The sequence below is a fragment of the Streptomyces sp. NPDC003247 genome (assembly GCF_042888135.1).
Lineage (GTDB): Bacteria > Actinomycetota > Actinomycetes > Streptomycetales > Streptomycetaceae > Streptomyces.
In genome coordinates, this window is record NZ_JBIAPF010000001.1 from 457,513 (window position 1) to 476,029 (window position 18,517).

17 protein-coding genes and 1 tRNA gene are annotated in these 18,517 nt (G+C 74.3%); 11 read left to right on the plus strand and 7 right to left on the minus strand.

Going from position 1 to position 18,517, the window contains the following annotated elements:
* Window positions 1-2: 2 nt before the first annotated feature.
* Window positions 3-680, minus strand: coding sequence for a hypothetical protein (locus tag ACFYWQ_RS02000; RefSeq protein ID WP_389511886.1), 678 nt, complete (start codon window positions 678-680; stop codon window positions 3-5).
* A gap of 161 nt (window positions 681-841) precedes the next feature.
* Between ACFYWQ_RS02000 and ACFYWQ_RS02005 the strand changes: the two genes are divergently transcribed.
* Window positions 842-1,342, plus strand: a complete 501-nt coding sequence (locus ACFYWQ_RS02005; protein WP_389511887.1) for a GNAT family N-acetyltransferase — start codon at window positions 842-844, stop codon at window positions 1,340-1,342.
* A 114-nt stretch (window positions 1,343-1,456) separates the two neighbouring features.
* Here the strand turns inward: ACFYWQ_RS02005 and ACFYWQ_RS02010 are convergent, their stop codons facing one another.
* The gene (locus ACFYWQ_RS02010; protein ID WP_389511888.1) at window positions 1,457-3,505 is read right to left on the minus strand and encodes a DHA2 family efflux MFS transporter permease subunit; all 2,049 of its coding nucleotides are present in this window, start codon (window positions 3,503-3,505) and stop codon (window positions 1,457-1,459) included.
* 144 nt (window positions 3,506-3,649) lie between these two features.
* Between ACFYWQ_RS02010 and ACFYWQ_RS02015 the strand changes: the two genes are divergently transcribed.
* On the plus strand, window positions 3,650-5,206 hold the full coding sequence (locus ACFYWQ_RS02015; protein ID WP_389511889.1) for a peptidoglycan-binding protein: 1,557 nt from the start codon (window positions 3,650-3,652) through the stop codon (window positions 5,204-5,206).
* A gap of 246 nt (window positions 5,207-5,452) precedes the next feature.
* Here the strand turns inward: ACFYWQ_RS02015 and ACFYWQ_RS02020 are convergent, their stop codons facing one another.
* Both ACFYWQ_RS02020 and ACFYWQ_RS02025 read right to left on the minus strand, forming a co-directional pair.
* A complete protein-coding gene (locus tag ACFYWQ_RS02020; RefSeq protein WP_389511891.1) occupies window positions 5,453-6,130 on the minus strand; it encodes an HAD family hydrolase in 678 nt (225 codons plus the stop codon).
* Window positions 6,131-6,405: 275 nt separating this feature from the next.
* A complete protein-coding gene (locus ACFYWQ_RS02025; protein WP_389511892.1) occupies window positions 6,406-6,987 on the minus strand; it encodes a TMEM165/GDT1 family protein in 582 nt (193 codons plus the stop codon).
* Window positions 6,988-7,410: 423 nt separating this feature from the next.
* Here ACFYWQ_RS02025 and ACFYWQ_RS02030 point away from each other — a divergent pair, with 423 nt between their 5' ends.
* The 5 genes from ACFYWQ_RS02030 to ACFYWQ_RS02050 all read left to right on the plus strand — a co-directional run bounded on the left by ACFYWQ_RS02030 (window position 7,411) and on the right by ACFYWQ_RS02050 (window position 13,801).
* A complete protein-coding gene (locus ACFYWQ_RS02030) occupies window positions 7,411-8,055 on the plus strand; it encodes an HNH endonuclease family protein (protein ID WP_389512858.1) in 645 nt (214 codons plus the stop codon).
* A gap of 352 nt (window positions 8,056-8,407) precedes the next feature.
* Window positions 8,408-10,033: an alkaline phosphatase D family protein gene (locus ACFYWQ_RS02035; protein ID WP_389511894.1), complete on the plus strand. Its 1,626-nt coding sequence runs from the start codon at window positions 8,408-8,410 to the stop codon at window positions 10,031-10,033.
* A gap of 163 nt (window positions 10,034-10,196) precedes the next feature.
* Complete coding sequence (locus ACFYWQ_RS02040; protein ID WP_389512860.1) at window positions 10,197-12,287, plus strand: FAD/NAD(P)-binding protein; 2,091 nt, start codon at window positions 10,197-10,199, stop codon at window positions 12,285-12,287.
* A 101-nt stretch (window positions 12,288-12,388) separates the two neighbouring features.
* Window positions 12,389-12,853 (plus strand): DoxX family protein, encoded by a 465-nt coding sequence (locus ACFYWQ_RS02045; protein ID WP_389511896.1) that lies wholly within the window; start codon window positions 12,389-12,391, stop codon window positions 12,851-12,853.
* Window positions 12,854-13,189: 336 nt separating this feature from the next.
* Window positions 13,190-13,801, plus strand: a complete 612-nt coding sequence (locus ACFYWQ_RS02050; RefSeq protein ID WP_389511898.1) for a DedA family protein — start codon at window positions 13,190-13,192, stop codon at window positions 13,799-13,801.
* A 220-nt stretch (window positions 13,802-14,021) separates the two neighbouring features.
* On the opposite strand, the gene ACFYWQ_RS02055 is transcribed toward ACFYWQ_RS02050, so the two are convergent.
* Together ACFYWQ_RS02055 and ACFYWQ_RS02060 are read right to left on the minus strand one after the other, a co-directional pair.
* Window positions 14,022-14,267, minus strand: a complete 246-nt coding sequence (locus ACFYWQ_RS02055; protein ID WP_389511899.1) for a DUF2277 domain-containing protein — start codon at window positions 14,265-14,267, stop codon at window positions 14,022-14,024.
* Between the two features lie 67 nt (window positions 14,268-14,334).
* Window positions 14,335-14,760: a VOC family protein gene (locus ACFYWQ_RS02060; protein WP_389511901.1), complete on the minus strand. Its 426-nt coding sequence runs from the start codon at window positions 14,758-14,760 to the stop codon at window positions 14,335-14,337.
* Window positions 14,761-14,865: 105 nt separating this feature from the next.
* Here ACFYWQ_RS02060 and ACFYWQ_RS02065 point away from each other — a divergent pair, with 105 nt between their 5' ends.
* Window positions 14,866-15,210, plus strand: coding sequence for a hypothetical protein (locus ACFYWQ_RS02065; RefSeq protein WP_389511902.1), 345 nt, complete (start codon window positions 14,866-14,868; stop codon window positions 15,208-15,210).
* Between the two features lie 85 nt (window positions 15,211-15,295).
* On the opposite strand, the gene ACFYWQ_RS02070 is transcribed toward ACFYWQ_RS02065, so the two are convergent.
* A tRNA-Val gene (locus ACFYWQ_RS02070) sits at window positions 15,296-15,370 on the minus strand.
* Between the two features lie 182 nt (window positions 15,371-15,552).
* Between ACFYWQ_RS02070 and ACFYWQ_RS02075 the strand changes: the two genes are divergently transcribed.
* The 3 genes from ACFYWQ_RS02075 to ACFYWQ_RS02085 all read left to right on the plus strand — a co-directional run bounded on the left by ACFYWQ_RS02075 (window position 15,553) and on the right by ACFYWQ_RS02085 (window position 18,505).
* A complete protein-coding gene (locus ACFYWQ_RS02075) occupies window positions 15,553-16,341 on the plus strand; it encodes a DUF4097 family beta strand repeat-containing protein (protein ID WP_389511904.1) in 789 nt (262 codons plus the stop codon).
* Window positions 16,342-16,415: 74 nt separating this feature from the next.
* Window positions 16,416-17,798, plus strand: coding sequence for a hypothetical protein (locus ACFYWQ_RS02080; protein WP_389511906.1), 1,383 nt, complete (start codon window positions 16,416-16,418; stop codon window positions 17,796-17,798).
* Between the two features lie 155 nt (window positions 17,799-17,953).
* Complete coding sequence (locus tag ACFYWQ_RS02085) at window positions 17,954-18,505, plus strand: DUF4383 domain-containing protein (RefSeq protein ID WP_389511908.1); 552 nt, start codon at window positions 17,954-17,956, stop codon at window positions 18,503-18,505.
* The last annotated feature ends 12 nt before the right edge of the window (window positions 18,506-18,517 follow it).

Sequence of the window (18,517 nt, forward strand, 5' to 3'; positions counted from 1 at the left end):
TCTCACCCCTGCTTCGTCTGATGCCGGTGGAAGCCCCACGGCATGTGGTGGCCCTCGCGGGCCTTGGTCTCCCGGCTCGCCGGCCGGGTCGGTGCGTGGCGGCCGGAGCCGGACCGGCCGTCGGTCAGCAGGTCGTCGAAGAGGGCACGGGCCTCGACCAGGGCGGACCGCAGGTCCTCGGTGCCGGGTGCCTGGCCGCTGCGGGCGCCGCCGTCCGTGTGGAAGCGGGCGACCTGGTGCACGCGCCGGTAGCCGTGCACGTGGCGCGCGTGGTGCACGCTGAGCGCGGCGACCTGCTCCTCGTACTGCGTGCCGGCCGGGAAGCCCCGGGCTCCGGCCACGTCGGCGAGCAGCCGGTCGGCCTCGGCGACCGCCTCGCGGGGCGAGTCGACGAAGCGCTCCTGCGCGGCCGTCCAGGCGGCCTCGAACCGCTCGCGCTCCGCGGGCTCCAGCGGCCGCTCGTGCAGGCCGCCGTGCCGCTCCACGAGGGCGCCGAGTTCGCGCTCGGCCGCCTTGACGTCACCGTCGTGCCGGGCGACGGCCCGGTCGTACTCGGGCCCGAAGCGCTGCTTCAGGCTGCGTCCTGACTGCGACCCGCGGGCCCGCACGGCCAGGACGGCCGCGACGGCGATGACGGCCGCCACGATCACGATCAGAGCGATGATCAGGCCTGTGGACATGGTTGCCTTCCGGTGTGTCGGCCCCTCGGGCCGGTTCACGATTCGGGTTGCCCGGACGGCGCCGGACAAACGGCACCCGGCCTTCGGCGCCCGGCATGCGGCGCCCGGTGGGCGCATATTCGGTTGCGGGCGGGACATGTCCCTTCCCGACAATGACGGCCATGATCTGGACCATCGCGCCCGAGCCCGTGGACTCACCCGTCGCCGCCGCGCTGTGGCGGGCGTACTACACGGAGGTCAGTGACCGCTGGTACCTGCGGCACGAGAAGCGCCGGACCGACCCGGCCGAACTGGAACGGCGGATCGCCGCCGGCCCGGGGGACGGACTGGCCGCGCCAACGGGGCGGCTGCTCGTCGCGCGGTACGGCGGTGAGCCGACCGGCAGCGCGGGCGTACGCCTGCTGGACGCGACGACCGCCGAACTCAAGCGGGTGTTCCTGCTGCCGGCGGCCCAGGGGAAAGGGGGTGCGGCCCTGCTCGTACGGGCTGCGGAGGACGCCGCCCGCGCGCTGGGCGCCGACCGGATGGTGCTCGACACCCGCGGCGACCTGGTCGAGGCCCGTGCGCTGTACGCCCGCCTCGGCTACACGGAGACGGAGGCGTACAACGACGACGTGTACGCGGAGCACTGGTTCCGCAGGAACCTCGGCGGCCTCGACTGAGGCGCCGCGCGGGACGGGCGGGGCGGGACGGGGGTGGGACGGCGTCGCAGCGGGCCGCGGTCCCACCCGCTCACCCCACGCGCCACACACCAGGCGCCCCCGCCCGTTCGCTCCTCACCCGAGCCGTACCACCGGCCGCATGTCGTGGGGCTGTTCGCGGTCCGAGCCGCACAGTTCCTCGTTCAGTTCCGTCACCAGGCGGGTCAGGTCGGTGGGGCGGTCGGGGCTCCACCAGTCGCCGAGGAGTTCGGCCAGCGACTCCTCGCGGGCCCGGGCGAGGTGTGCGGCGACCTCGTGGCCCCGGGGGGTCAGGAGGAGGTCCAGGCCCTCGCGCCGGGCGAGGCGGCGCTCCTCGATCTGGCGGGCGGCCTCCAGGACCGCGGGCAGCGGGACGTTGGTGCGCTCGGCGAGCATGCCGGGCTCGACACTGCCGTACCGCTTGATCCGCAGCAGCATCCAGCTCGCGGCCGGGAGGAGGTCGTAGCCGGCCCGGTCGGTGATCCTGCGGTAGATCTCGTGGCGGCCCTCGCGGGTGCCGAGGACGGACAGCGCCCGGCACACCTCGTCGTACGACGACCGCTCGACGGGGTTGCTGGCGAGGGTCTCGGTGACGTCCGGTGCGGTGACCGAACCGCGCAGCCGGTCCTCCCGCAGGAACCAGGCGAGGACGAAGCCCAGGAGCGCGACGGGGGCGGCGTACAGGAAGACGTCCGTGATGGCGGACGCGTACGCGTCGAGGACCGGCGGGCGCAGGGCGGGCGGCAGGTCGCCGATGAGGCGCGGGTCGGCCTCCAGCGCGCCGGCCGAGACGCCGGGCGGCAGGGCGACGCCCCGGAAGGCGTCGGCGAGCTTGTCGCCGAGGCGGCCCGCGAAGACCGTGCCGAAGACGGCGACGCCGAAGGACGCGCCGATGGAGCGGAAGAAGGTCGCGCCGGAGGTGGCGACGCCCAGGTCCTCGTAGGGCACCGCGTTCTGCACGATGAGGACCAGCACCTGCATCACCAGGCCGAGGCCCACGCCGAAGACGAGGAAGTACGCGCTCATCTCCGCGGTGGAGCTGTCCGCGTCGAGCTGGTGCAGGAGGAGCAGGCCGAGGGCCGTCACGCCGGTGCCCGCGACCGGGAAGACCTTCCAGCGGCCGGTGCGGCTGACGATCTGCCCGGACACCGTCGACGACAGCAGCAGACCGGCCACCATCGGCAGCATGTACACGCCCGACATGGTCGGCGAGACGCCGTGCACGACCTGGAGGAAGGTGGGCAGGTAGGTCATCGCGCCGAACATCGCGAAGCCGACGACGAGGCTGATCACCGCGGAGAGGGTGAAGGTGCGGACGCGGAACAGCTTCAGCGGCAGGACGGGTTCGGCCGCCCTGCGCTCCACGGCCACGAACGCGACGGCGAGCACGACGCCCAGCACGGCGAGGCCGACGATCTGCGGCGATCCCCAGCCCCAGGTGGTGCCGCCGAGGGACGCCACGAGCACCAGGCAGGTGGCCACGGCGGCGACGAGGAAGGTGCCGAGGTAGTCGATGACGTGCCGCGTCACCGTGCGCGGGACGTGCAGGACGGTCGCGATGACGGCGAGCGCGACGACCCCGACGGGGAGATTGACGTAGAACACCCAGCGCCAGCTCAGATGCTGGGTGAACAGGCCGCCGAGGAGGGGGCCGAGGACGCTGGTCGCACCGAAGACGGCGCCGAACAGCCCTTGGTACCGGCCGCGTTCCCGCGGCGGCACGAGGTCGCCGACGATCGCCATCGACAGCACCATCAACCCGCCGCCGCCCAGGCCCTGCACCGCCCGGAAGGCGATGAGCTGCGGCATGTCCTGCGCCGTTCCGCACAGCGCCGAACCCAGCAGGAAGATCACGATCGCGGTCTGGAACAGCCGCTTGCGCCCGTACTGGTCGCCCAGTTTCCCCCACAGCGGGGTCGCCGCCGTCGACGCCAGCAGGTACGCCGTGACCACCCAGGACAGGTGCTCCAGACCGCCGAGCTCGCTGACGATCGTGGGCAGCGCGGTGGACACGATCGTCTGGTCCAGGGCGGCCAGCAGCATGCCGAGCAGCAGCGCGCCGATGGAGACGAGGACGTCGCCGGAAACGTGCTCCTGTCGCGGATCGCGGGGATCCCCGGTCCTGGCGTGCGCGTCCAAGGCCATGGATGCCTCCCGAGGCTCACGTGACACCTCTCCATCGTGATCGGTGTGTCCCGTTATGGCCTCCCGAGTCCTTTCGGAACCGACCGTTCCGGGGGCCGCGGGCGAGAAGTTGTGTGGAGGATCTGCATAATCTCTGAAGTTCGCATGGGGAGGGACGAACAGGTGGACGAACCGATGGGGCGGCGCGAGCGACCGCGGCCCGGGCAGCACGGGTTTCCGTGCCCGGAGTGCGGAGCGCTCCGCGCGGCGGACAACACGCCCTCGTGCGGCTGCGCCCTGCGGGCGTCCGAGGCCCTGCGCGACACCCGCGAGGCGGAGGCGGCCGCGGCGGAGGACTTCGATCCGCTGCGCATACGGCCGTACGTCGAGCTCGCGGAGAGCACGGAGGGTGCAGAGGGCGCAGAGGGCGACGAGGGCACAGGGGAGATAAGGGGCACAGGGGGCACAGGGGGCGTGGACGGCGCCGAGGGCCCGGCGGCGGGTGCCGGAAGCGCGGCGGTGGGCGCGGCGGTGGGCGCGGCGGACGCGACCGCGCGCTCGGGCGTGGACGCGCGTGAGGGCGTGCGCGAGGGCGTGCGTGCGGGGAACGGGCAGGACGGGCGGAACGGACCGGGCGGGGGCGGCAGCACGGACAGCGCGGGGGCCGGTCAGACACCCGGCACCGCTCAGGCACCCGGGGCCGGCCGGGGCGCGGCGGAGGCGTCCGCGCCGACGGCCGACGTGACCATGCCCCTGCCGCGGGTCACCGGCGGGACGGCGCCCGTGCCGCCGCTCTCCGGCGCGACCGCGCCTTCGCCGTCGGCCTCCGACGCGACCAGGGCTCTCCCCTCGGTCACCGACGCGACCACGGCCCTGCCCCCGGTCACCGACGCGACCGTGGCCGTGCCGTCCGTCTCCGAGGCGACGATGACCCTGCGGGCGGTGGACCCGGCCGGCCGCCGGGAGCCGTCGGCCGCGGCGCTGTCCACGCCCCTCGCGCCGGCGGCCTCCGCGCCGAACGCCACCGACCTGAGCCTGTTCGAGGCGGTGGACGCCGACGGGCACGCCGTGCACGTCCCGGCCGACGACGAGCGGCCGCACAGCCGGCGCCGGCGGATGCTGCTGGTCGCCTGCGCCGGTGCGGCCGTGGCCGTCGTGGCGGCGGCCGGGTTCGCGAGCGGGCTGTTCTCCTACGAGACGCCGAGCCGTGACGGCGCCGCCCCCGAGGACGTACGGGCGGCCGTACCGGACACCTCGCGGAGCACGGCGGCGGAGTCGGAGTCGGCGAGCCGCTCCGCGTCCCCCTCGGCGTCCAGCGCCTCCCCGTCCCCGTCCGAGAGCGAGAGCTCCTCGCCGTCGCCGTCGGCCTCGAGCGCCTCGCCGTCCGCGTCCGAGACGGCCGAGCCGAGCCCGAGCACGCCGACCTCGGAGGCCACGGGCTCCCTGACCCCGGAGAGCGGCGCCGACGAGGGCGACGAGGCCGACAGCAGCCCCGCGGCCACCGTGCTCCAGCGCGGGGACCGGGGGCCCGAGGTCACCGAACTCCAGCTGCGGCTGAAGCAGCTCTACCTCTACAACGACGACGTGAACGGCGTGTTCACCGGCAGGGTCGAGGACGCGCTGCGGAACTTCCAGTGGGCGCGGGGGATCCAGGGCGAGGAACTGGGCGTGTACGGGGCGGCCACGCGGGCGAAGCTGGAGGCGGAGACCAAGGAGCCGTGAGACCGGCGGGGGCGGGCCTCAGCCCCCGGACCCGGGTGACGATCCAAGCCGTGGTCCCCGGTGACGGCCCCAGCCCCCGGACCCCGGTGACGATCTAAGCCCCGGTCCCCGGCGACGGCCTCAGCACCGGACCCCGGTGACGGCCTCAGCCCCGGACCCCGGTGACGATCTAAGCCCTGATCCCCGGTGACAGTCTCAGTGCCCGGTCCCCGGTGACGGCCTCAGCCCCGTACCCCGGTGACGACCTCAGCCCCGGACCCCGGTGACATGGATCCGGACACCCTCCGCGGCGGTCTCCACCCGCACCTGGGTCAGGTCCCGCACCACCACGTCCGGCCGGTGCGCCACCGCCCGCGGTCCGACGCCGACGACCCGCATACCGGCCGCCCGCCCGGCGGCGATCCCCACCCCGGAGTCCTCGAACACCACGCACTCCGCCGGGTCGACGCCCAGCTCGGCCGCGCCCTTGAGGAAGCCCTCCGGGTGCGGCTTGCTGGCGCCCACCGACTCCGCGGTGATCCGGACCTCCGGCAGGGGGAGCCCCGCGGCGGCCATCCGGGCCGTGGACAGCGGGACGTCCGCCGAGGTCACCAGCGCGTGCGGAACGTCCCGCAGCGAGGCGAGGAACCCGGGCGCCCCGGGGACCGGTACGACGCCGTCCAGGTCGGCGGTCTCCTCCGCCAGCATGCGCGCGTTGTCCGCGAGGTTCCGCTCCATCGGCCGGCCGGGCAGCAGTACGGCCATCGAGGCGTACCCCTGGCGTCCGTGGACGACCTTCATCACCTCGTCGCCGTCCAGACCGTGCCGTTCGGCCCAGCGCCGCCAGACGCGCTCGACGACGGCGTCCGAGTTCACGAGGGTGCCGTCCATGTCGAGGAGGAGGGCACGGGCGGTCAGGACGGTGGCGGACGCGGCGGCCGGCATCGGCGACTCCAGGCAGGGACGGGGGACGCTCAGGCCGGTCCCCCGGGGGAAACAAGGCGGCCCCGCCCGCCGGTCAGGGAAAACGGGCGGGAGCCACTTTGTTTCCCCACGGTACAAAACAATCGGGCCCGCACGCCACTCCCCCCGGAAAGCGTTCACTTTCCGTTCGCTCCCCGCCCGCCGGCACACCGGCACCACACGGTGCAGAGCGCCCGGCACCGCACAGTGCAGAGCGCCCGGCACCACACGGTGCCGGGCGCCCGGCGCCGCCGGCCTCACCCCGCGATCGCCTCCCACAGGCTCCACACGCCGAGGCCCAGCATCAGCACGGCCGCGATCTGGGTGATCAGCTTCAGCGGCACCCGCTTCATCAGGGCCTTGCCGCCGACGATGCCGAGTCCGGCCACCGCCCACAGCGCCAGGACCGCGCCGAGGCCGACGGAGAGCGGGTCGTCGTAGCGGGCGGCGAGGTTCGCCGTCATGATCTGGGTGAGGTCGCCGAACTCGGCGACGAGGATGAGCATGAAGCCCGCGCCGGAGACCTTCCAGAAGGACTGGTCCTCCGGCTTGCGGATCTCCTCCTCGCCCTCGTCCTTCTTCATCAGCAGCACCGCGGCGCCGCCCAGGAAGAGCACACCGGTCAGTGCCTGCACGAGCTGCTGCGGGAGCAGGGTGAGGACGCTGCCGGCGGCCACGGCGAGCACGACGTGCAGCGTGAAGGCGGCGGCGACGCCGGCGAAGACGTAGGAGGCGCGGTAGCGCGTGCCGAGGACGAGGCCGGCGAGGGCGGTCTTGTCCGGCAGTTCGGCGAGGAAGACGACGCCGAAGACGAGCGCCGTCACGGTCAGGCTGATCAAGGGTCCTCAATCGGTCGGGGCCGCCCCACCGAGAGTGCTGCTTCCTTCGCTCGAAGACGCCTCGGCACGGCAGCACACATGGCACCCGTGCCGTACGGCACAGGTGTGCACTGCTTGCCGAAGGTCTCGCTGGCCGACCCGTCCACGGGTCTGCCTCCGGGCGCCGGCTCGGCTGTCCCGGTGGGACGAGCTGAGCAGTGTGTCGACGGTCCGGCGAAGAGCTACTCCCCTTCTGCGCCGCCCATCCTACGTGACGTTCGGACCGGCCCGGCGGGGGTGAAAGTCATGTCACACGTCTTGTCTTGTCATGTACGCGTCATTAGTTTCTTACCGCGCGCACATCCCCCCGCAACGAGGCGCCACGAGCATTCACTCGCTCGCACCCCAACGCCCCACACCCCCCAGGGAGTTCGCATGTCACGCATGTCGAAGGTCTACGCGCGTCGACGGGCCAGCATACTCGCGGCGCTCACCGGCCTCATAGCCTCCGTCGCACTGTTCAACTCCCCGACCGCCTCCGCGGCCCTGCCGACGCCGGTCAGCGCCGCCACCGCCCGCACGTACCTCGCCTCGCTCACCGTGGCCACCGAGGACCGCACCGGCTACGACCGCGACCTCTTCCCGCATTGGATCACCCAGTCCGGCACCTGCAACACCCGCGAGGTCGTCCTCAAGCGCGACGGCACCAACGTCGTCCAGGACTCCGCGTGTGCCGCCACCAGCGGCAGCTGGTACTCCCCCTACGACGGCGCCACCTGGACCGCCGCCTCCGACCTGGACATCGACCACCTCGTGCCGCTCGCCGAGGCCTGGGACTCCGGCGCCGACTCCTGGACCACCGCCCAGCGCCAGGCGTTCGCCAACGACCTGACCCGCCCGCAGCTCATCGCCGTCACGGACAACGTCAACCAGGCCAAGAGCGACCAGGACCCCGCCACCTGGATGCCGTCCGTCACGTCCTACCGCTGCACCTACGTCCGCGCCTGGGTCCAGGTGAAGTACTACTACGGCCTCTCGGTCGACTCGGCCGAGAAGAGCGCGCTGACGAGCTACCTCTCCGCCTGCTGATCCCGGCCCCGCCCGGCCCCCGCGCGACGCGGCCTGGCGGGTCCCCGGTGGCCGACCGTGCGGTTCCCCGCGCCCCTGAGGTGCGTGCCGTGCACGCCCCCGAAGGGGCGCGGGGAACTGCGCGACAAGCCACGGACCACCCGCACCCGGCAACGCACGGACCACCCGCACCCGGCAACGCACCGAACCGAACCCGGCACCGCACCGCACCTCACGGCACCGCACGGCACCGCACCGCACCGCACCGCCCCTACGGAGTACCCCGGCGCCGTACGGCCGGAATTCGGCGCCGGGACCTCGCCCGCGGCCTCCGTCGTTCCGTACCGTACGGAGCGACGGAGGAGGCGATCACGTGGCCGGACTACGGCTGGGACCCCTGCTGAGGTACACCGACGGCTCGTCCGCGACCATCTGGGTCGAGGCGAGCCGTCCGTGCGTCGCGGAGGTGCGGTGCGCGGACGGCGCCGGCGGCACGGCCGGCACCTTCCAGGTGGCGGGGCACCACTACGCCCTGGTCCCGGTGACCGGGCTGACCCCGGGCACCGCGACCGCGTACGAGGTCCTCCTCGACGGCAGCCGCGTGTGGCCGCCGCCCGACACGCGCCTGCCGCCGTCCGTGATCCGCACCCCGGCCGGCGACGACGGCCTGCGCGTCGCCTTCGGCTCCTGCCGGTGGGCGGCGCCCCCGGCCGACGAGCAGGACCCGGTGGGCCCCGACGCCCTGGACAGCCTGGCCGCGCGCATCGCCGCCGACCCGGCCGGGGAGCGGCCTGACGTCCTGCTGCTGCTCGGTGACCAGGTGTACGCCGACGAGACCTCCGACGCGACCCGGCGGCGCCTGGCGACCCGCCGCGACCCGGCCGAGCCTCCGGGCGCCGAGGTCGCGGACTACGAGGAGTACACCTGGCTCTACTACGAGTCCTGGCTCGACCCCAACGTCCGCTGGCTGCTGTCCACCGTCCCCAGCTGCATGATCTTCGACGACCACGACGTCATCGACGACTGGAACACCTCCGCCGCCTGGCTCGCCGACATGCGGGCCACCCCCTGGTGGCGCGAGCGGATCCTCAGCGGCCTGATGTCGTACTGGGTCCACCAGCACATCGGCAACCTCTCCCCGGCCGAACTCGCCGCCGACCCGCTCTTCGCCACCGTACGGGATGCCCCCGACGGCACCGACGCCCTGCGCGACTTCGCCTACCGGGCGGACGCCGACCCCGCCTCCGTGCGCTGGAGCTACCGGCGCGACTTCGGGCGCGTCCGGCTGCTGATGGTGGACAGCAGGGCCGCGCGCGTGCTGGAGGAGGGCGGGCGGGCGATGCTCGACCCGGGCGAGGCCGCGTGGCTGCGCGAACAGGCCTTGGACGGCCCCGGCTCCTACGACCACCTCCTCGTCGGCTCCTCGCTCCCCTGGCTGCTGCCGCACCTGGTGCACGACGCCGAGGCGTGGAACGCGGCCCTGTGCCGGGGGGAGCGGGGCCCGCGGTGGGCGCGGTTCTCGGAGAAGGTGCGGCGGGCGGCCGATCTGGAGCACTGGGCGGCGTTCCCCACCTCCTTCACCGCGCTCGCCGAGCTGCTCGCCGCGGCCGGTTCGGGACCGCAGGCGCCGGCGAGCGTGCTCGTCCTGTCCGGGGACGTGCACCACGCGTACGTGGCCGAGCCGAAGTGGCGGGCGGCCGCTCCGGACGCGCGGGTGCTCCAGCTCACCTGCTCGCCCGTGCACAACTCCATCCCCCTGTCGATGCGGCTCGGCTTCCGCGCCGGATGGAGCGCCCCGGCCCGCGCCCTCGGACGCCGGCTCGCACGGCACGGGCGCTGCCCCCGGCCGGTCGTGGACTGGCGCAAGACCGGCGGGCCCTGGTTCGGCAACCAGCTCATGACCCTGACGCTGAACGGGCGTTCGGCCCGGCTGCGGCTGGAGCACGCGCGGGAGAAGGGCGGGCTGACAACCGTGGAGGAGTCCGACTTGACCTCCTGAGCGGGACAACCGGGGCCAGTGGGACGCGCGTTGGCTTCCGTGGGAGCCGGGGGCATGATGAGGCGGACCGTCCGCTTCCCGGGGGTCCACCGGACCCCGCGGAGGCGTTCGACGGCTCGCCGCCTTGCGCCCCACACGCCCGGGAGTCACCCCTTTGTCCTCAGTGAACGCGGTACCGGCGTCGCCCCTCGACACCCCGCGACCGGCGTCGGTCGCCGTGGCCCTGGTAGGTGCCGGGCCGCGCGGCACGAGTGTGCTGGAACGCCTCTGCGCGTCCGCCCCGGAACTGCTCCCGCCCGGGGTGCGGCTGACCGTCCACGTCGTCGACCCGGCACCGCCTGGGCCGGGCCGGGTGTGGCGTACGGCGCAGTCGCGGGAGCTGCTGATGAACACCGTGGCCTCCCAGGTGACGCTGTTCACCGACGACAGCGTGGACTGCGCCGGCCCCGTCCGGCCCGGCCCCAGCCTGCACGAGTGGGCGGCCGGCACGCTGGGCCCGGACGACTACCCGACCCGCGCCGACTACGGCCGCTACCTGGAGTGGGTGTTCGCGCGGACCGTCCGCCAGGCCCCGCCCGAGGTGCGGGTGGAGACGCACGCGGCCCGCGCGGTCCGGCTGGACGACGCCGTGGACGGCCGTCAGACGCTCACCCTGGACGACGGCCGGATCCTGCCCGGACTGGCCGCCGTGGTCCTCGCACAGGGCCATCTGCCGGTCGTCGCCGACGCGGCCCAGCGGCGTCACGCCGCCCACGCCGGCCGGCACGGCCTGCGCCACGTCCCGCCGGCCAACCCGGCCGACGTCGACCTCTCCGCCCTCGGCCCCGGCGAACCGGTGCTGCTGCGCGGACTGGGCCTGAACTTCTTCGACCACACGGCCCTGCTCACGACCGGGCGCGGCGGCCGCTTCGTCCCCTCCGGCCGGGGGCTGCGCTACCTGCCCTCCGGCCGCGAGCCGCGCCTGTACGCCGGCTCCCGGCGGGGCGTGCCGTACCAGGCGCGCGGCGACAACGCCAAGGGCCCCTACGGCCGCCACGTCCCGCTCGTCCTCACGCCGGAGGTGATCTCGGGCTTCCGCAAGCGGGCGGACTCCGGTGACGCGCCCGACTTCCTGGCGGAGATATGGCCGCTGGTGGCGAAGGAGGTGGAGACGGTCTACTACACGGCCCTCCTCGGGGACCGGGAGTTCACCGAACGCTTCCTGGACGTCCCGCACGGCGACCGGCGGGAGGCCGCCGTGCTCGACGCGTCCGGCGTGGCGCGGGCCGACCGCTGGAGCTGGGAGCGGATCTCGCGGCCGTACGCGGGGCGGGAGTTCACGGACCCGGGGCGGTGGCGGGAGTGGCTGCTGGCGTACCTGCGGCAGGACGCCGAGGAGGCGGCGCGGGGCAATGTGCGCGGGCCCCTGAAGGCCGCCCTGGACGTGCTGCGCGACCTGCGCAACGAACTGCGGCTGGTCGTCGACCACGGAGGGCTCCCCGGCGCCTCCCGCCGGGACCACCTCGACCGCTGGTACACGCCGCTCAACGCCTTCCTCTCCATCGGCCCGCCCCGCCGCCGCATCGAGGAACTGGCCGCGCTGGTGGAGGCCGGGGTGGTGGAGGTGCTGGGCCCCGGGCTGGAGGTGCGTGAGGAGGACGGGGCCTGGCGGGCGCACTCGCCGGACGTGCCGGGCTCGGACGTGCGGGTGACCGCCCTCGTCGAGGCCCGGCTTCCGGAACCGGACCTGCGGCGCACCGCCGACGGCCTCCTGTCCCGGCTGCTGCGGACCGGCGGGTGCCGCCCGCACACGGTCGACGGATACGTCACCGGAGGCCTGGACGTGACCCCGCGGCCGTACCACCTGATCGACCGTCACGGCCGGGCCCACGCACGCCGTTTCGCGTTCGGCGTGCCCACGGAAGGGGTGCACTGGGTGACCGCGGCGGGCGCCCGCCCGGGAGTCGACTCGGTCACGTTGTCGGACGCGGACGCGGTGGCGAGGGCGGTCCTGCGCGCGGCGGGGACGGAACCGGAACCGGCGGGGGCGGAACCGGAACCGGCGGGGGCGGAACCGGAACCGGCGGGAGCGGAACCGGAACCGGCGGGAGCGGAGGGGGAACCGGCGGGGGCGCAAGCATCGGGGGCGGTCGCCGGTCCGGCGGAGGCGGTCGCCGGTCCGGCGGAGGCGGTCGCCGGTCCGGCGGAGGCGGTCGCCGGTCCGGCGGCGGACGGCCGACCGTGGCCGAATGTTGAACTTGCAAGCATTGATTAGGTACGCCTAACGTGGGTCGCTCATTCGGTACCGCCGTCCCCCACCGGCCGTCCCGTCCCCCGGACGGGCCGCCCGACCGACACCGAAGGAGCACCCCCCACATGTCCGCTCGTCTCGACACCGCACGCCCGTACGCGATCGGTCTGTACCGCATCGTCGTCGGCCTGCTCTTCGCCTGCCACGGCGCCGCCTCGCTCTTCGGCGTCCTCGGCGGCGCCTCCGGCACGGACGGCGGCACCGTCGCCGCCGGCACCTGGCCGGGCTGGTACGCGGCCGTGATCCAGCTGGTCTGCGGCGTCCTGGTCCTGCTCGGCCTGGGCACCCGCGCCGCCGCGCTCCTCGCCTCGGGCTCCATGGCGTACGCCTACTTCACGGTCCACCAGCCCGGGGCGCTGTGGCCCATGGAGAACGGCGGCGAGTCCTCCGCGCTGTTCTGCTGGGCCCTCCTGCTGCTGGTCTTCACCGGCTCGGGCGCGCTCGGCCTGGACCGGCTGTTCACCCGCCGGACGCGGCCGGCCACGGAGCGGCGGGACCCGGCCGCGCGGAAGGCGCCGGTCGGCGCCTGAGCCGCCCGCCACGACGCACGAGCGGGCGCCCTCCGTCGGCCACGGAGGGCGCTCCGCCCGGAGGCGGAACGGCTTGACCGGCTTGACCGGCTTGACCGGCTTGAACGGCTTGAACGGCTTGAACGGCTTGAACGGCCTCCGGAGCATCCCGCCCCTCTCGAACAGCCCGCCCCGCGATCGACCGGGTGAACGAGCCGTTCCGAACGCACGAGCCCCCGGTGAAACATCTGTCACACCCGCGGCGTACGCTGTATGGCTGTCATCGGCCGCACCTGCCGCTCCCCCGCGACATCGCGGCACGGTCGGGCCGTACGGGGGAGACACGGGGAGTCAGCGGTGTTCGAAAGTGTGGGGGCGTTGGTCGGCGCTCCATGGATCTACGCGCTGGTGGCCCTGTCGGTCCTCCTCGACGTGTTCCTGCCGGTGCTGCCGAGCGGGGTGCTGGTCATCACGGCGGCGACGGCGGCGGCCGCGGGCTCGGGGGCGGCGACCGGCCTGGTCGCGCACGAGGTCCCGGACATCCTGGCGCTGATCCTGTGCGCGGCGACCGCCTCGGTCCTGGGCGACCTGGCCGCCTACCGTCTGGCCCGGCGCGGCGGCGCCCGCCTGGACCGCGCGATCTCCCGCTCCCGGCGGCTCACGACCGCGCAGGAACGTCTCGGCGGGGCGCTCTCCCGGGGCGGCGGCGCACTGGTCGTCCTGGCCCGCTTCGCCCCCGCCGGCCGCTCGGTCGTCTCGCTCATCGCGGGCGCCGCCCACCGCCGCGCCCGCGACTTCCTGCCCTGGTCCGCCCTGGCCGGCCTCTCCTGGGCCGCGTACAGCGCCGCCCTCGGCTACTTCGGCGCGCACTGGCTGGGCACGACCTGGCTAACCACGGGCGTCTCCCTGCTCGCCCTGTTCGCCGCGGGCGCGGGCGCGGCGTACCTGATGCGGCGGCAGCCCGCCTGAGCCCCCGTCCGGCCGGTCACGTCCGGCCGGTCACGAGCGGCCGGACAGGAGCGCGGACAGGAGCGGCCGGACAGGAGCGGGTGATCAGCAGCTGGCGCTCCCAGGGCGTGACAACGCCCCACACGCCACCGCCCCGCGCGCCACCGCCCCGGAGCCGCGCACCGGCCCCGGCCGAGCCGTGCCGGGCTCCCCCACGGCACACCGGCAGGGCCGCCCCGACTCACGCGCCCGGCGCCCCGGACCCGCGCCCCGCGGGCGCGCCCCGGACCTCCAGTCCGCCCAGCAGCTCGGCCGTGGCCCCCGCGATCGCCTCCACCGCCTTGTCGAACACCTCCCGGTTGTGCGCGGCGGGCGCCCGGAAGCCGGACACCTTCCGCACGTACTGGAGGGCCGCGGCCCTGATCTCGTCCTCCGTGGCCTCCTCGGCCAGCGCGGGCGGACGCAGTGTCTTGATGCTCCGGCACATGCCTCCAGTCTCGCCCCTGGCCGACGCCGGCACAGCGGTCGTCGCCGCGGCGAGGCGGCGCCCCCGCTCAGCGGACCGGCTCGCCGATGCCCAGCAGGTTCCCCTCGCTGTCACGGAACCAGGCGGCGCGTTCCCCGCGCGCGCCCTTGCTCGGGTAGTGGCCGTCGATCGCGGCGATGCCGTCCTCCGTCCGGAAGCCGGGCACGTCGACCTCCTCGAACGTCACACCGCGCCGCCTCAGTTCCGACACGGCGGTGTCGACGTCGTCGACCTCCCACCCCATCTGCGTGAAGGTCCCGGGCGAGGACCCCGTCGACGTGAACAGGGCGAACTCCGTGCCCCCGCACCGGTACAGCAGTCCGCCGGGCCGTTCGTCGACGGGCTCCAGACCGAGCCGCTCGGCGTAGAAGCGCCGCGCCCGGTCCAGGTCCCGCGCCGGGAGCCTGGTCGCCACTCTCCCTCGGGCGAGGATGTTCTCTTTGTCCGCGTTCATACCTCCACTGTGCCGCGCACCCCGATCGATGGGGACGCCCACCCGAACACATGAACCCGCCGAAGCGAGTCGCGACGCAAATTCGAACAGGCGTACCATTGCCGGGTGGCTACGACCTACGACTTTCCCAGCGACCTGCGCACCGGTCAGGAGGAGCTGCATCAGGTCCGGGCCGAGCTGTCGGCCCTGCTGAAGCGGCTGCCCTGGTCGGTCGAGCCGTTGGACGGCTTCAGTGACGACGGCGGCTGGCGCAAGGTGGAACGGTCCGCCTCACCGGGCTGGACGGCCGACGAGCAGGCCGAGGTGGAGAAGCTCCGGCAGCGCGAGCACGAGCTGGCGGTGTTCGTGAGCGGCCACCGCTTCTGGGCGGAGGTCGCCGCGGGCGACCGGGTGGCGGCCCGTATGCGGCTCAAGCACGCCCACGAGACCCCGTCCGGCGAGGAGGACTGAAGAGGCCTGCGCGGAGGGACGGAGGAGGGCTGACGGGACACGCGAAAGGGCCCCCGGAACTTCCCGGAGGCCCTCGCGCGTCATCTGGTGGGCGCGGACGGTTTCGAACCGCCGACATCCTGCTTGTAAGGCAGGCGCTCTACCCCTGAGCTACGCACCCAGAACGAGTCGACAGCCTACCTTGCCCGGGGCACTGTCCCGCAAACCCGTATCGGGGGTTGTCCCCACCCCGGATACGGGAGCCCACCGGATCGTGCGGCGGACGGCCGCTGCCTACCGTCGAAGGCGTCAGGAAACAGCGGCGTCGACGCGGGCCGAGCGGTCCGTCCAGGGGGAACCACCATGATCCGTACCACCGCCCCGGCGCGCGGGGCACGCGGGGCACGCGCCACCCTGGTCACCGCTGTAGTCGTGGCGCTCGCCGCGACCGCGACCGCCTGCGCCTCCGCCGGCGACGACGAGCACCCCGACCACCGGTCCTTCGCGCTGCGGGGCGACACCCTCACCGTCGACTCCGACGACTCGGCGCTGGAGATCGTCGCCTCGGACGCGCACCCGGCGGGCACGGTCCGGGTCACCCGGTGGTTCGACGGATCGGTCGCGATCGGCGACGGCCCGGAGGTGTCCTGGTCGATGAAGGACGACCGGCTGGTGCTGCGGGTGCGCTGCTCCGGCGTGATCGCCGACTGCGCGGCCGAGCACCGCGTCGAGGTGCCCCGGGGTGTCGCCGTCACGGTCGAGGAGGACGACGGCAGCGTCCGCGCGTCGGGCTTCCGGGACGCCCTGAGCATCCGCACGGCCGACGGCGCGGTGCGGGTCACCGACTCCAGCGGCCCGCTGGACCTGCGCAGCGACGACGGTTCGGTGCGGGCCGAGGTCTCCTCCCGCCGGGTGAGCGCCCGCACCCAGGACGGCTCGGTCCGCCTCGACCTCGGCGTCGTACCGGACCGGGTGGAGACGGCTTCCGACGACGGGTCGGTGACGATCGCGCTGCCCCGGGCGACCTACCGCGTCACGGCGAGGACCGACGACGGCGCGGTGGACGTCTCCGTGCCCCGGGAGGCCTCCAGCGCGCACGTGGTGTCCGCACGGACGCAGGACGGCAACGTCACGGTGCGGAACGCGAACTGACCGGCCCGTGTGTTCGTCCCTCACCGGTGGGACAATGACACCGGGCAGGGCCGATGACAGCACGGGAGAGGGATGTGACGGCGACACCAGCACAGCCGTACTCGCCGTCGGTGCCGCGCGCACGCCTGCGCGTGCTCGGGGACACCCTGACCCTGCTGGCCGCCGTGCCGCTCGTCGCCGCCCTCGCGCTGCCCGCCGCGTTCGCCGGCGGCGGCACCCGGCGCTGGTTCGGCGGCCGGGCGGAGAGCCAGCGGGCGGAGGCGCAGGCCGCGAAGGACGCGGCGGCGGCCGCGTTCTACGAACTGGACACGGCCCAGCGGGACCTGCGGATCTCGATCGAGACGATCACGGCGGTCGACGACTCGCCGGCCGCCCGGCGCGCGGTCGCCGACTTCGAGGGCATCGGCCGGCGCATCGACGAGGTGAGCCACCAGTACATCCAGGCCGTCGACGCCCATGACCTCGACCGGGACGACCTGGAGGCGTCGGCCGCCACCCGGGCGCGCGCCGAGCTGAACCGGGCCAAGGACGAACTGGAGCGCGTGAAGCGGGAGCTGGACCGGTTCGCCGAGGGGCTCGGTCCGCTGCTGGGCAAGGCCGAGACGCAACTGGCCCGGCTGGCGCCCGCCGTGGAGCGGGCCCGGCAGGCGCTGCTGGCCGCGTCGAACGCGCTGGACGCCGCCCGGGGCACGGGGCTGAGGGCCGACGACCTCGCGGCCCGGCTGGCGGCGCTCGCGCCCGAACTGACCAAGCTGAACCAGGGCGCCGGGCAGCACGGCGTGCCGCAGACGCTGGAGCGGGCCGAGCGGGTCTCCCGGGAGGCCGAGGCGGTCCGGACGGAGGCCGGGCGGCTGCCGGAGCGGGCCGCGGAGATCGACCACCGGCTGGTGTCGCTGCGCACCCGGGCGCAGGCGCTGACGACCCGGGCCGGGCAGGTCGAACCGGTGCTCAGCGAGTTGCGCCGGCGCTTCACCGCGGCCTGCTGGCAGGACCTCCAGCACGTCCCCGACCAGGCCGCGGAGCACATACGGCAGGCCGAGGCGAAGCTGGCCGAGGCACGGGACGCGCGGGACGCGCAGCGCTGGGCGGACGCCACCGCGCTGCTGTCGACCGCGCGGGCGCTGCTGAACTCCACCGACGAGGCGGTGTCGGCCGCCGGGGACCGGCTGACCCGGCTGAACGCCGTGCAGAAGGACCCGCGGCAGGAGATCGAGCGGACCCGGTTCGCGATCCGGGACGCGCAACGGCTGGCGATGGCGGGGCGCAGCACCCCCGACCCGCGGGACGCGCGTCCGCTGGACGAGTCCGTGGCGCGCCTGGAGCGGGCGGCGGCCACGCTGGAGGGACGCCACCCCGACTACTGGCACTTCCTGACGGAGACGGAGGCCGTGCGGCACACGGTGGCCGGTGTGGTGGCCCGCATCCGTGGGGAGCGGGGGGCGGCGGCCGGCCACTGAGCCGTCGTCGCTGCCGTCACTGCCGTCACGGCCGTCGCCGCAGCGCTGCCGTTGCCGCCGGAGCACGCCGGGCGGATATTGGGAAGGACGGCCGGGCCGCGTCCGTACGGGCGCGAACGGCCGCCGTGGCACCTCACACCCTCAGGGAGGCGACGATGGCCACCCACGCAGTGCACGGCAAGCAGCGGAAGCGGATCGACTTCGACGAGCACCTACCGGTCGACCACCGCCTGAACCGGGTCTACCGGATCGGCGCCGGTGTCATGGGCCTCGGACTGCTCGTCTTCGGCATCTTCGGCATCCTGGACCGGATCGGCTTCTTCGACACGGGCGGTGACACCGTCTGGGGCCTGAACACCAACGGCGCGCTCAGCTGGCTGTCGGTCGCCGTCGGGCTGCTGCTGTTCGTGGGCATGGTGATCGGCGGGAACTTCGCGTCGACGCTGAACATGGTCCTCGGGATCCTGTTCATCCTCAGCGGCTTCCTGAACATGGCGCTGCTGGACACGCCGTACAACTTCCTGGCCTTCGAGATCCAGAACTGCATGCTCAGCTTCGTGATCGGCATCCTGCTGATGGTCTTCGGGATGTACGGCAGGGTCGGATCGGCCCTGCCGCACGACAACCCGTACTGGCGGGCCCGCCACCCCGAACTCGCGGAGCGGCGGGACGTTCACCAGGAGCGGCGGAAGGAGTTCCCCGCCTGACCGGGTCCGGGC

Excerpts from the sequence above, each read along its gene's own strand:
- ACFYWQ_RS02005 (WP_389511887.1), top strand. The coding sequence starts at position 842 with ATGATCTGGACCATCGCGCCCGAGCCCGTGGACTCACCCGTCGCCGCC.
- ACFYWQ_RS02060 (WP_389511901.1), bottom strand. The coding sequence starts at position 14,760 with ATGAACGCGGACAAAGAGAACATCCTCGCCCGAGGGAGAGTGGCGACC.
- ACFYWQ_RS02045 (WP_389511896.1), top strand. The coding sequence starts at position 12,389 with ATGTCCGCTCGTCTCGACACCGCACGCCCGTACGCGATCGGTCTGTAC.
- ACFYWQ_RS02010 (WP_389511888.1), bottom strand. The coding sequence starts at position 3,505 with ATGGCCTTGGACGCGCACGCCAGGACCGGGGATCCCCGCGATCCGCGA.
- ACFYWQ_RS02055 (WP_389511899.1), bottom strand. The coding sequence starts at position 14,267 with ATGTGCCGGAGCATCAAGACACTGCGTCCGCCCGCGCTGGCCGAGGAG.
- ACFYWQ_RS02030 (WP_389512858.1), top strand. The coding sequence starts at position 7,411 with ATGTCGAAGGTCTACGCGCGTCGACGGGCCAGCATACTCGCGGCGCTC.
- ACFYWQ_RS02085 (WP_389511908.1), top strand. The coding sequence starts at position 17,954 with ATGGCCACCCACGCAGTGCACGGCAAGCAGCGGAAGCGGATCGACTTC.
- ACFYWQ_RS02000 (WP_389511886.1), bottom strand. The coding sequence starts at position 680 with ATGTCCACAGGCCTGATCATCGCTCTGATCGTGATCGTGGCGGCCGTC.
- ACFYWQ_RS02015 (WP_389511889.1), top strand. The coding sequence starts at position 3,650 with ATGGGGAGGGACGAACAGGTGGACGAACCGATGGGGCGGCGCGAGCGA.
- ACFYWQ_RS02020 (WP_389511891.1), bottom strand. The coding sequence starts at position 6,130 with ATGCCGGCCGCCGCGTCCGCCACCGTCCTGACCGCCCGTGCCCTCCTC.
- ACFYWQ_RS02075 (WP_389511904.1), top strand. The coding sequence starts at position 15,553 with ATGATCCGTACCACCGCCCCGGCGCGCGGGGCACGCGGGGCACGCGCC.